Source organism: Planomonospora corallina, from assembly GCF_042650625.1.
In the GTDB taxonomy this organism is placed as follows: Bacteria; Actinomycetota; Actinomycetes; order Streptosporangiales; family Streptosporangiaceae; genus Planomonospora_B; species Planomonospora_B corallina.
In genome coordinates this window covers 348,475-360,146 of sequence record NZ_JBHSBM010000011.1, presented here as the reverse complement: position 1 = coordinate 360,146, position 11,672 = coordinate 348,475, and the positions used below count along the sequence as shown (strand labels likewise).

The 11,672-nt window shown below is 71.6% G+C and carries 10 protein-coding genes; 5 read left to right on the top strand and 5 right to left on the bottom strand.

Translation table 11 applies throughout. The features are described 5' to 3' along the window. Positions 1-8: 8 nt before the first annotated feature. Positions 9-1,385 carry an ROK family transcriptional regulator gene (locus tag ACFOWE_RS06535; RefSeq protein ID WP_377286081.1) on the bottom strand — a complete coding sequence of 459 codons (1,377 nt, stop codon included), beginning with the start codon at positions 1,383-1,385 and terminating at the stop codon, positions 9-11. A gap of 216 nt (positions 1,386-1,601) precedes the next feature. Here ACFOWE_RS06535 and ACFOWE_RS06530 point away from each other — a divergent pair, with 216 nt between their 5' ends. The 3 genes from ACFOWE_RS06530 to ACFOWE_RS06520 are packed head-to-tail and all read left to right on the top strand — an operon-like array spanning position 1,602 to position 5,186. Beyond that, positions 1,602-3,278: an extracellular solute-binding protein gene (locus ACFOWE_RS06530; protein WP_377286079.1), complete on the top strand. Its 1,677-nt coding sequence runs from the start codon at positions 1,602-1,604 to the stop codon at positions 3,276-3,278. After that, positions 3,271-4,293, top strand: a complete 1,023-nt coding sequence (locus tag ACFOWE_RS06525; RefSeq protein WP_377286078.1) for an ABC transporter permease — start codon at positions 3,271-3,273, stop codon at positions 4,291-4,293. The genes ACFOWE_RS06530 and ACFOWE_RS06525 overlap by 8 nt, the downstream gene beginning before the upstream one ends. After that, entirely contained in the window at positions 4,290-5,186 is an 897-nt protein-coding gene (locus tag ACFOWE_RS06520; protein WP_377286077.1) for a carbohydrate ABC transporter permease, read from the top strand. The genes ACFOWE_RS06525 and ACFOWE_RS06520 overlap by 4 nt, the downstream gene beginning before the upstream one ends. Before the next feature lie 106 nt (positions 5,187-5,292). Here ACFOWE_RS06520 and ACFOWE_RS06515 read toward each other — a convergent pair whose 3' ends face one another. Then, positions 5,293-6,363 carry an alpha/beta hydrolase family protein gene (locus ACFOWE_RS06515; RefSeq protein ID WP_377286075.1) on the bottom strand — a complete coding sequence of 357 codons (1,071 nt, stop codon included), beginning with the start codon at positions 6,361-6,363 and terminating at the stop codon, positions 5,293-5,295. Positions 6,364-6,831: 468 nt separating this feature from the next. Here ACFOWE_RS06515 and ACFOWE_RS06510 point away from each other — a divergent pair, with 468 nt between their 5' ends. Further along, on the top strand, positions 6,832-7,065 hold the full coding sequence (locus ACFOWE_RS06510) for a type II toxin-antitoxin system VapB family antitoxin (protein WP_377286073.1): 234 nt from the start codon (positions 6,832-6,834) through the stop codon (positions 7,063-7,065). A gap of 64 nt (positions 7,066-7,129) precedes the next feature. Beyond that, complete coding sequence (locus ACFOWE_RS06505) at positions 7,130-7,471, top strand: PIN domain-containing protein (protein ID WP_377286072.1); 342 nt, start codon at positions 7,130-7,132, stop codon at positions 7,469-7,471. Between the two features lie 55 nt (positions 7,472-7,526). Here the strand turns inward: ACFOWE_RS06505 and ACFOWE_RS06500 are convergent, their stop codons facing one another. From ACFOWE_RS06500 to ACFOWE_RS06490, 3 genes are all read right to left on the bottom strand, one after another. After that, positions 7,527-7,847 carry a MerR family transcriptional regulator gene (locus ACFOWE_RS06500; protein WP_377286071.1) on the bottom strand — a complete coding sequence of 107 codons (321 nt, stop codon included), beginning with the start codon at positions 7,845-7,847 and terminating at the stop codon, positions 7,527-7,529. An 84-nt stretch (positions 7,848-7,931) separates the two neighbouring features. Then, on the bottom strand, positions 7,932-8,375 hold the full coding sequence (locus ACFOWE_RS06495; RefSeq protein WP_377286070.1) for an Hsp20/alpha crystallin family protein: 444 nt from the start codon (positions 8,373-8,375) through the stop codon (positions 7,932-7,934). Positions 8,376-8,585: 210 nt separating this feature from the next. Further along, positions 8,586-11,582 (bottom strand): glycoside hydrolase family 3 protein, encoded by a 2,997-nt coding sequence (locus ACFOWE_RS06490; RefSeq protein WP_377286069.1) that lies wholly within the window; start codon positions 11,580-11,582, stop codon positions 8,586-8,588. Between the last annotated feature and the right edge of the window lie 90 nt (positions 11,583-11,672).

Sequence of the window (11,672 nt, the reverse complement as noted above, 5' to 3'; positions counted from 1 at the left end):
TCCACCGATCAGGACAGGCGGGGCAGCCGGCCGGAGTCCACCGAGTCGAGCACCCGGGCCGCGCCGCCCAGCGCCGCCGCGTCGTGGCCCAGGGTCGAGGCCACCACCCGGCAGCCGCCGCCGTCCGGCGCGATGGTCCGGCCGCGCGTCTCCTCCTCCACCGCGGGCAGCAGCCAGGGCGCCAGCGGCACGTAGTAGCCGCCCAGGATGACCACCTCGGGGTTGAGCAGGTTGGCGACGATCGCCACGCCCTTGCCGAGCTGCCGGCCGACCCCGGCCAGCAGGGAGAGGGTGCCGGGGTCCCCGGCGCGGGCCAGCCGCACGACCTCCTCCAGCTCGATCTCGACCTCGGCCGGGGAGAGCGGGGCGTGCCGGAGCACCGCGCCGATCCCGGCCACCGCCTCCAGGCAGCCGGTCCGCCCGCACCGGCACTCGGGACCGAGCGGGTCGAGCTGGATGTGGCCGATCTCGCCGCCGTAGCCGCGCCCGCCCCGGCGCAGCCGCCCGTCCAGGATGACCCCGGCGCCGACCCCGATCTCACCGGTGAGGTAGACGAGGTCGGCGGTGCCCGCCTGGGCGCCGAAGCGGTGCTCGGCCAGGGCCGCGAGGTTGGCGTCGTTGTCGACCTGGACGGGGAAGCCGGGGTCGCGCAGCGCCTTGGCGAGGTCGCCCGCCAGGTCGGCGCCGCGCCAGCCGAGGTTGGGGGCGACGAGCACCGTGCCGTCCGTGCCGACCAGGCCGGGCACGCCCACGGTCAGCCCGAGGACCTGCCGCTCCTGCTTGGCCATCCGGCCCACCACCCGGCGGACGATCGCCGCGACGGCGCCCACCGCCTGCCCCACGGAGCCCGGCATGCCCGGTGCGCCCGGTGCGCCCGGTGCGCCCGGTGCGCCCGGTGCGCCCGGTGCGCCCGCCGCACCGGGATGGCCGGGAGCGCCGGGATCCCCGCCGGGATCCCCGCCGGACGCGCCGCCCTCCCCGGCCGGGACCGCCCCGGCGGGGTCCGCGCCGGCCGCGCCGGCCCCGCCGGAGAAGGAGCGCCGCCAGGACAGCAGCCGCTCACCCGACAGGTCCACCGCCACCGCGGTGACGTAGTCGACGTTGATCTCGATGCCGATCGCGGCGTACGGCGAGCCGTCGAGCACGAGCATCGTGGCCGGGCGCCCGACGCGGTTCTCGGTCAGCCCGGTCTCCCGCACCAGCCGCCGGTCGATCAGGTCGGCGACCAGGCTCGACACGGTCGCCTTGTTGAGGCCCGTGGAGGCCGCGATGTCCGCCCGCGAGCACGGTGCGTGCTCCCGCACGAACCGCAGCACCACGGCGAGGTTGGTGGCCCGGACATCGGCGAAGTCAGCCGGCTGCGGATTCGTCGTAGATGTGATCAAGGTCCGTCCCGTCCCGATCGGTCCGGGAGCCGTCGCGCGGACGTCCCCCGGCTGGCCCCATCATGCCCCACCCGCCCGGAGAACCGCGATCACCGGCCCCTTGTGGCGAGAGTGCCCCTCGACTAATTTGTTTGGTCAAAAGACGAACTAACTCTACCTTCCTCCTATCCTCTTCCGACAACCCCGATCCGTCGATGACAACGAAGGGAACGCGCCATGAAGACTCCTCCCGAGGGCGCGACGACCAGCCGCCGCGGCTTCCTCGGCCTGGTGGGCCTCGGTGCGGCCGCCCTGGCCGGCGGCGGCCTGCTCAGCGGCTGCTCCACCCCGGCCGGACCCCGGCCCGGCAGCGGAGGCGCCACCGCGGCCGCCCTCGACAAGCTGACCTCGCTGACGCCGGCCCACGTCCCCTACGCGGGTATCACCCCCGACATCGTCGGACAGAACGGCGCGCCCAGCGGCTTCACCAAGTATCCCGCCGCCCTCGTCGACGCGGTCACCGCCAAGCCCGGCAAGGGCGGCCGGTACAAGGCCATGACCCCGCTGTGGGGCCCGCTCCCGCCGCCGCTGGGCGAGAACTCCTACTTCGACGCCGTCAACACCGACCTCGGCGCGACCATCGAGTTCAACATCCTCGACGGCATGACGATCGTCGAGAAGATGAACGCGGTCATCGCCAGCGGCAACGTCGTCGACATCACGATGATCCCGAGCTGGACCGTCAACCAGATCCCCCAGTTCGGCGAGGCCGTGGGCCAGCTCTTCGAGGATCTCACCCCCTACCTGCAGGGCGACGCCGTCAAGAAGTACCCGCTGCTGGCCAACATCCCCACCGACGCCTGGAAGTGGGGGGTCTTCAACGGCAAGCTGATGGGCATCCCCGGCAGCTACACCGCTCCGATGGGCCTGGTGCTCCTCTACCGCAAGGACATCTTCGACGGCAGCGGGTGGACCGCCCCCAAGAACGCCGACGAGATGCTCGCCCTGGGCAAGGAGATCACCGACCCCAAGAAGAAGCGCTGGGCCTTCGGCGACATCAAGCTGATGACCTACCAGATCTTCCGCGCCCCCAAGGAGTGGGTCCTGTCCGGCGGCAAGCTGGTCCACCGGTACGAGACGCCGGAGTTCGAGGCGGCGGTCGAGTTCACGCGCAAGCTCTACGAGGGCAAGCTGATCCACCCCGACATCGTCAGCAGCAAGGGCGCCAACGCCAAGGAACTGTTCAAGTCCGGCCAGATCCTCATCACCCAGGACGGCTTCGGCGGGTGGAAGGAGATGCTGGAGCAGATGATCCCCAGCAAGCCGGACTTCTGGATCGAGGGGCTGCCGCACTTCGGCCACGACGGGGGCGCCCCCGCCTACCACAAGAGCGAGGAGCCGGGGCAGTACACCTTCATCAAGAAGGGCCTGGCCAAGGAGAAGGTCGAGGAGGTCCTCTCCCTGATGAACTACCTCGCCGCGCCGTTCGGCACGCAGGAGCACATGCTGTCCGTCTACGGCGTCGAGGGCGAGCACTTCACCAAGAACGAGAACGGCTCCCCCAAGCGGACCGATCTCGGCCTCAAAGAGGCCCCGCCGACCTACTTCTTCCTCAGCGGCCGGCCTGACGCGATCACCGAGAGCGAGCTGCCCAAGTACGTGGAGACCGCGGCCAACTGGTACAACGAGGCCGCCCAGCACTGGGCGCCCAACCCGCACGAGGGCATCCGCATCCAGCGGCCCGCGGAGTACGCGGCCCTGGAGCAGCCCACCGAGGACAAGATCCAGGACGTCGTCCGCGGCCGCCGCCCGCTCAGCGACCTGAAGAAGGTCGTCGACGAGTGGCGCAAGGACGGCGGCGACAAGAGCCGCGAGTTCTACATGAAGGTGCTGCAGGACAACGGCCGTGCTTGAGAACGCCGAGAAGGCCAGGAACGACAAGAGCACCGGCCCGGCGGGTGACCTGACCTCACCCGCCGGCGCCGGCGCTCCCGCAAAGCGTAGCAACCCCCGCAGGAAGGCCTCACTGGGCGCCCGGTTCAGGCGGGACTGGCAGCTGCTGCTGATGGCCCTGCCCGCGGTCGGCCTGCTGGCGGTCTTCCACTACGTGCCGACGCTCGGCAACGTGATCGCCTTCCAGGACTACTCGCCCCACGTGGGGATCGCGGACAGCCCCTGGATCGGCTTCGCCAACTTCCAGTGGCTCCTCACCGATCCCAGCTTCTGGGACGCCACGCTGAACACGCTCAGCATCACGGCGTTCCAGCTGGTGTTCTACTTCCCGATCCCGGTCATCCTGGCGATCCTGCTCGACAGCGTGATGCACCCCCGCGTCCGCCTGTTCGTGCAGAGCATCGTCTACATGCCGCACTTCTTCTCCTGGGTGCTGGTCGTCACGATCTTCCAGCAGATCCTGGGCGGCGCGGGGCTGACCTCCCAGTTGCTCCGGGCCAACGGCTACGACGGCGTCGACGTCATGACCAACCCGGACACCTTCCTGCTGCTGGTGACGGCGGAGTCGGTCTGGAAGGACGCCGGCTGGGGCACGATCATCTTCCTGGCCGCGCTGGCGGCGATCAACCAGAACCTCTACGAGGCGGCGGCGGTGGACGGCGCCGGCCGGTGGCGGCGGATCTGGCACATCACCCTGCCCGGCCTGCGCCCGGTCATCGTGCTGCTGCTGATCCTGCGCCTCGGCGACGCGCTCAACGTCGGCTTCGAGCAGTTCTTCCTCCAGCGCGACGCGGTGGGCCGGGAGGCCGCCGAGGTGCTGGACACCTTCGTCTACTGGCGCACGCTCGTCACCGGGGAGTGGAGCTACGGCGCCGCGGCCGGCCTGGTCAAGGGCCTGGTCGGCCTGGTCCTGATCATCGTGGCCAACAAGGTCGCCCACCGCTTCGGCGAGCAGGGAATCTACAAGAAATCATGAGTACACGTCCCGCCTGGGAGGAAGCGCCGAGTCTGCCGGGCAGGCTGGCCAAGGGCCTGGCTCTGTCCCTCATCTCGCTCATCGTCCTCTTCCCCATCTACATCGTGGTGCTCACCAGCCTGTCCCCCGCCTCCGCGGTGAACGAGGCCGGCGGCCTGGTGATGGTGCCCGACGGGTTCTCCTTCGCCGCCTACCGCGAGCTGTTCTCCGGCGGCGTGGTCACCCGCTCCGTGCTGGTGAGCCTCGGTATCACCGCGGTGGGCACGGCGGTGAGCCTGGTCTGCACGGTGCTCGCGGCCTACGGCCTGTCCCGGCCGGGCTCGCTGTTCCACCGGCCGCTGCTGTTCATGATCCTGCTGACGTTCCTCTTCACGCCGGGCATGATCCCCAGCTACCTGCTGGTCAGCTCGCTCGGCCTGATCGACAGCTACTGGTCGCTGATCCTGCCGACCGCGATCAACGCGTTCAACCTCGTGGTCATGCGCGCGTTCTTCATGAACATCCCGGAGGAGGTGCCCGACAGCGCCCGCATCGACGGGGCGAGCGAGTTCCGCATCCTGATGCGGATCGTGCTGCCCATGTCCAAGGGCGTCGTCGCGGTCATCGGCCTGTTCTACGCCGTGGGCTACTGGAACGCCTTCTTCAACGCGATCCTCTACATGAACGACAACGCCAAGTGGCCGCTCCAGCTGGTGATGCGCCAGTACGTCCAGCAGGGCCAGTCGCTCACCCTCGGCTCGGCGGTGGACACCTCGGTCGGCGGCGCGCTCCCGCCCAACCTGGCGATCCAGATGGCCATCGTCGTGCTCGCCCTGATCCCGGTGGTGTTCATCTACCCGTTCGTGCAGAAGCACTTCACCAAGGGCGTCATCATCGGCGCCGTCAAGGGCTGACCGGGTCCCGCCGCACGGCGGGACCCGCGCTCCGCCGCACCGGGGTACGGCCGCACCCCGTGCCGCGGGTACGGCCGGCACCCGTGCGCCGGCCGTACCGGACCGCTCACCTGCGCAGCGCCACCTCGGGGTAGCGGTGCGAGGGCCGGTCGAGCAGCGGCTGCGCGCGCCCGCGCAGGTGGAGGTCGAAGAAGGCGGCGACGTACGTACGGGTGATCTCCAGCGAGCGGGCGCCGGAGAGCGTGCCGAACGTCTCCTCGTCACCGAGCAGACCGGCCAGCAGCGGCGCGTAGTCCGTGAAGGAGCCGTGGCCCGCTCCCTTGACCGTCGCCCAGCGCCTCCACCCGGTCAGGTTCGCCCAGTCCCGCGGCCACGTGGGGTCCTTCACCTCCTGTCCGGCCCCCAGCAGCAGGAACGGCCTGGCGAGCCCGGTGTCCGGGATCGGGATCCAGAAGCTGCCGTCCATGTTGACCCCGGCACGCACCCGGGGGTCGGTGAGCATGGTGTGCGTGGCGCTGTTGCCCCCGATGGAGTGGCCCGCCATGCCGATCCGGGACGGGTCGATCAGCCCGGCGTGCTTCCAGGCCGGGTCCTTCCCGGTCAGCCGGTCCAGCACGAAGGAGACGTCCGCCGCCCGGGCCCGGGTGCTCCTCTCGCCGAACCGGGGATCGTCCTCCACCGCGCAGGCGGCGCAGGGCGCGGTGCGCCCGTCGGGGAAGGTGACGGGGGCCTCGTGCGTGTGGTCGACGCCCGCCACCACGTAACCCCGGCTCGCCAGGTCCTCGGCCAGCGCCGTCAGCGAGCTGCGGGGCATGCCGAAGCCCGGGGAGAGCACGACGAGCGGGAGGCTCCCGCGGCGTCCCCGCGGCGTGGCGCCGGCGACCGCGTTGGTCCGGGTGCGGCTCAGCACCTCCCCCGGCACCTCGACGCCTTGGCCCTTCAGCAGCAGCTCCGCCTCCTCCGCCGTCATGTACGGCGCCCGCTCCCCCTTGGGGGTCCGCGCCGGGTACCAGATCGAGACCATGAGCTCCCGGACCTTCCGCTCGGGCACCCACGGGTCGGGGCGGGAGCGGTCCACCAGATGGAGCGCCGTCACGCCGACCCGGTGCGGGCCGGTGGGCCGGGGCAGGGCGAGCGCACCGGCCGCGTCCGGCCTCGGGGCCGGCTTCCCCGCCACGGGCCGCACCGGGGACGCGGAGGCCGGGCTCGCCGCGCCGGCCGTACCGGGGGCGGCGAGAGCCGGGGCAGGAGCGGCGAGGGCCAGGAGCGCGACGGCGGCGGCCAGAGCACCGCGGAGCGCCGGACGTGCCGAGCGAGCCGAGTGAGCCGGATGAGGTGAACGTACTGATCGTGACATGCGGATCATCGTCCCGGCGCCCCGGCCGCGGGCGCTTCGGCCGGAAGGCCACCGGCCGGGTACGACTTCCGCGGATCATCGCGGCTCCGTCTCCACCGCTGGTCGCATCCGGACGTCATCCTGGAGCGGCACCGCCGGCGAGCGGTCCCATCCTCCGCATCGCACCGGGAACGCCGAGCCCATACGGGGAGCCGGATCGCGGCTCCCCTCGTCCTTCGCGGTTTTCTCACCCCATCGATGATGGGCTATGTACGTACGTTTATAGGTAACCAACAAAGAGGGGCAGGCATGTCCGTCACTCAGATTGACATCGATGACGAGGCCCTCGCCGAGGCCATGCGCCTACTCGGCACCACCACGAAGAAGGACACCGTGAACACGGCCCTGCGGGAGTGCGTCGCCCGCATCAAGCGCATCGAGGCGCTGGAGAAACTCTCCGCCCGGACGGCACGCGGGGAGTTCGACGAGGCCATCGCCGCCCACGAGAAGGCCGAGCAGGCGCGTAGGGACGCCTTCTCTTGACGGGCTACCTCATCGACGCCTCCGCGCTCTGGCACCTGCTCCGCACCCCGGAGACGCAGGAGGCGTGGGCCGATCGCATCACCTCCAGGCACTGGGCATCTGCGAACCCACCCGGACGGAGTTCCTCCACTCCGCGACCGGCCCCGACCACCGGGACGAACTGGAGACCGAGCTCAACGACCTCTGCCGGCTCGCCGCCGTGCCCAAGAACGCCTGGCGCTGGGTCGAGCAGGCACAGTACAAGCTCACCTTGAAGGGGCGGCACCGCTCAGCGGGGGCGATCGACCTCCTGCTCTGCGCCACCGCCGTCCACCACGGGCTCACGCTGCTGCATGCCGGCAACGACTTCGTCACGGTCTCCGCGGTCATGCCCGAGCTCCGGCAGCGCGACATCCGCATTCCCTGACCCCCGGGGAAACACACCAGCCTGCGGGCCGTACGGCGCGCATCTCTGAGGGTGGTCACGCCTCCCCGGCGGACGTCCCCCCGGCGGCGCGCAGGCGGGCGATCTCGGCCTGCAGGTCGCGGACCTGCTGCTGGAGCTCGAAGATGCGGCGGACGGCGGCGAGGGTCATGCCCTCGTCGATGAGCCGCATCGCGTCCTGGAGGCTGCCGATCTCATGGCGGCTGTAGCGCCGCTGCCCTCCGGCGGAGCGGGACGGCCGGACCACGTCGTGCTCGTCGAGGCGGCGCAGGAACGCCTGCTGGACCTGGAGCATGTCGGCCACCTGACCGACGGAGTACAGGGGGGCGTGCTCGTCGTCGAACGGCAGCCGGCTCATCGTCGTCTCCTCCACCGGTCTCGGATGAGGCGACGGGGCGGACACCCGAAGGGCGCCCACCCCGTCTCGGCCCGGGTCGGCCGGTCAGGAATCGATGGACCTCTGGTCTGCCCACTGGATCTCGACCTTGCGCGGCCGGGCCTTCTCCACGACCGGGACGCGCACGGCCAGGACACCGTTGGAGTAGGCGGCGTCGACCTGCTCCGCGTCGAGGTGATCGGGCAGGTAGACGCGGCGGGTGAAGGTGCCCATGGGACGCTCGCGGACGAACAGGCGGTCGTCCTCGCCGTACTCCTCCTCGCGGCGGGCACTGACGGTCAGCACGCCGCGGTCGACGGTGACCTCGATGGAGTCGGGGTCGATGCCCGGCAGGTCGAACTTGAGGAGCACGTCGTCCTTGCGGCGGACGCCGTCCAGCGGCATGGCCCCGCGCGCAGTGTCCTCACCCCAGCCGAACGCCTGGCGTGCGATCCGGTCGAACCGACGGTCGAACTCCTGAACGAACGGATCGATCGACGTCAGCAGCATCGATAACCACCTCCGTTGTGCCGGGCAGGGTTCCTCAGGCCCTGCCTACTGGAAACCTCATACTTCAGTTATAGGTTCCTAGGCTCCATGGATGCAAGTTACCTCGGAAAGATTTTTCATCCTTACCGCGCCGCCGCGCCGCCGAGCCGCCGCGCCGCCGAGCCGCCGTGCCTCGGCGGGACCGGTCCCGCCGAGGCACGGCTCAGCGGCTCAGCGGCTCAGGACGAGGTCCTTGATCCGCACGTCGCCCCGGACCACCAGATGGACGTCCTGCCGGCCGGAGGCCCGCACCAGCGGGGCGGACGCCTCGGCCCACCGGTAGACGTCGCCGGTGGCGGGCACCCGGACCGTGCCGAGCAGCCTGCCGGTCGGCGAGCCCGCGCGGACCTCCACGGAGGCGGCCTCGGTCGCGGCGACGCCCAGCCTCACCCCGCTCGCCCCCCGGCCGAGGTCGGCGTCGGCGAAGGAGATCCACTCCCCGGCCGAGAGCGCGACCGCGTCCCCGCTCGCCTTGGTCTCGTCGACCAGTTCCGCCCCGGAGTGGTCGTCGAAGTCGGCGGCCCGGGTCACCCGGGACAGGTCGCGGGCGGGGATGCGCTCCCCGTCCACCTGGATCACGGTCCGCTGCCGGATCCGGTCCGAGGCGGAGCCGACGAGCACGTCGTGCGCGGACTCCTCCACCGCGAACCGCCCCCGGGTCACGTCCCAGAGCGCCAGGTCGGCGGTCTTCAGCGTGAACGTCACCGTCTTGGTCTCGCCCGGCGCCAGGTGCACCCGCTCGAAGCCGCGCAGCTGCCTGACCGGCTGCTCCACCCGCGAGGAGCGCTGGTGGGTGTAGAGCTGCACGACCTCGTCGCCGGCGCGCGGGCCGGTGTTGGTCACCTTGACGCTCACCTCGAAGCCGCCGCCGCTGCGCCGGGCCTTCAGCCCCTGGTAGCCGAAGGTGGTGTAGCTCAGGCCGTGCCCGAAGGCGTACAGCGGCCTGTCCTTCGAGTACAGGTAGGTCGAACGGGTCTTGATGATGTCGTAGTCGAGGATGTCCGGCAGCTTCGCGCCCGCGCGCGGCCAGGTCTGGGCGAGGCGCCCGGCCGGGTTGGCGTCGCCGTACAGGATGTCGGCCAGGGCGTGGCCGGTCTCGGCTCCGGCGTGGGTGGTCCACAGGATGGCCGGGACCGACTCCTGCAGGCGGTCGACGGTGGCCGGGTAGCTGTTCTCCAGGATCACCACCGTGTTCGGGTTGGCCGCGTGCACGGCCTCGACCAGCTTCCGCTGGCCCTCGGCGAGGTTCAGGTCGGTGCGGTCGTGGGCCTCGCGGCCGTTGATGAACGGCATGCTGCCGACGACGACCACCGCCGTCCCGGCGCTCCTCGCCGCCGCGACGGCCTCGTCGATCCCGCTGCGCACGACCTCCTTGGTGAAGCGGGTGGCGGCCCCGGCGGTGGTCAGGGAGAGCGTGCCGTCCTCGGCGGCGCGCACGTAGACGTTCGGGCCGAACCACGGCTCGGCGGTCTCATAGCCCGCGTAGCGCAGCAGCACGGTCCCGTCGTCCTGGGCCTCCAGCTTGAACTGCTCCTGGACGAACCAGCCGGTGGGCTGGTCCCGGTCGTTGACGAGGGTGGACCAGTTGGCGCGGCTGACGTACTTGCCGTTGGCGACGCTGCGCAACGTCACGACGCCCTGTCCCCAGTCGAAGACGTCGAACTGCTCGGTCGCGCCCGGCGTGGTGGAGGAGAGTTTCAGGTCGGCGCCCGCGCCGGTCCCGGCGGTGAGGTACCTCCCGCCGGCCTTGAGCGCGATCCGGTCGGCGCCCTCGACCCCGGCCGTGACGGTGGCCCGCTCCTTGATCCCGTCGAGCGGGGTCACCTCGTACGGCAGGGCGCCGGAGTACCAGTCGGTGTAGAGGGTGTCGGCGAGCGGGCCGATGACCGCGACCGTCTCGGCGGGGTCCAGCGGGAGGGTCCCGCCGGAGTTCTTCAGCAGCACCGCGGCCTCGGTGGCGGCCCGCCGGTTCAGCTTCCGGTGCTCGGGGCTGTCCACCGCCTCCTTCGTGATCTTCCCGTACGGCCCGCCGTCCGGGTCGAACTCGCCGAGCCGGAACCGCACGCTGAGGATGTTCCGCACCGCCCGGTCGATGTCGGCCTCGGTGAGCAGCCCCTGCGCGAGGGCCGCGTCGACCGAGGCGACGGTCGGGCGGCCGTCGGTGTTGTCCACGGTGAAGCTGTCCACGCCCGCCTTGACCAGCGCGGCGGCGGCCTCGGCCTGGGTGGCGAAGTACTTCTGCGAGCCGGTCAGGTTGTTGGGTCCGCCGGCGTCGGAGACGTTGAACAGCGTGCGGTCCGTCCATTTCCGCACGCTCGCGTTGAGGTCGGTGACCGTGGCGGGGCGGCCGTTGACGAGGTTGTAGGCGGTCATCACGCCGGTGGCGGCGTCGCTTGCCAGCGCGGTCCGGAACGCCGGGAGCTCGTACTCGTGCATGACCCGGGGCCGGAGGCTGGAGTTGGTGGTGTCCCGGCGGACCTCGTTGTTGTTGGCCGCGAAGTGCTTGAGCACCGGGGCGGCCCGCAGGTGGCCGGGGTCGTCGCCCTGGATGCCCTGGCCGTAGGCGGTGGAGATGGCGCCGGTGAGCAGCGGGTCCTCGGAGTAGCCCTCCTCGTTGCGGCCCCAGCGCGGGTCGCGCAGCAGGTTGACCACGGGCGCCCACAGCTGCAGGCCCCACACGCGCGGGTTCTCGGCGTGGTAGCCGCGGGCCTCGGTGCCGACGGCCTCGCCGACCTTCTTCACCAGGCCGGGGTTCCAGGTGCTGGCCAGCCCGACGGCCTGCGGGAAGACCGTGCCCCTGGCGGTGACGACGTTGCCGCCGTCGTCGGCGTCGGTGGACCAGGCGACGCCGTGCAGCGCCTCGGTGCCGGTCTTGAACAGGCCGATGCCCAGCCGCTCGACCGCGGGCTGGTACTGGTGGAGCCAGGAGACCTTCTCCGCCAGGGTCAGCCGGCCGAGCAGGTCGTCGACGCGCTGCTGGAGCGGGAGCGAGGGGTCGCGGAAGGGGTGCTCGGGGTCCGCGTGCGCCGGGGCCGCGCCGAGCCCGAGGGCCAGCGCGAGCGCCGCGGCGGCCGCGGCCGGCCCGCGCAGCCGCCTGCGGTACGGCGTGCGGGCCAGGACCGGGGACGGCGTGCGCGCGCCCCCGGGGTACGGCGTGCGCGGAGGCACGCGTGAGAACGGGCGTGAGAACGGGCGTGAGAACGGGCGTGAAGACACGCGTAAGAACGCGCGCGGGGACGTGCGGAAGGACACTGCGCC

Bases quoted from the DNA above. Each gene is read 5' to 3' on its own strand.
- ACFOWE_RS06530 (WP_377286079.1), top strand. From the start codon at position 1,602: ATGAAGACTCCTCCCGAGGGCGCGACGACCAGCCGCCGCGGCTTCCTC.
- ACFOWE_RS06520 (WP_377286077.1), top strand. From the start codon at position 4,290: ATGAGTACACGTCCCGCCTGGGAGGAAGCGCCGAGTCTGCCGGGCAGG.
- ACFOWE_RS06510 (WP_377286073.1), top strand. From the start codon at position 6,832: ATGTCCGTCACTCAGATTGACATCGATGACGAGGCCCTCGCCGAGGCC.
- ACFOWE_RS06500 (WP_377286071.1), bottom strand. From the start codon at position 7,847: ATGAGCCGGCTGCCGTTCGACGACGAGCACGCCCCCCTGTACTCCGTC.
- ACFOWE_RS06495 (WP_377286070.1), bottom strand. From the start codon at position 8,375: ATGCTGCTGACGTCGATCGATCCGTTCGTTCAGGAGTTCGACCGTCGG.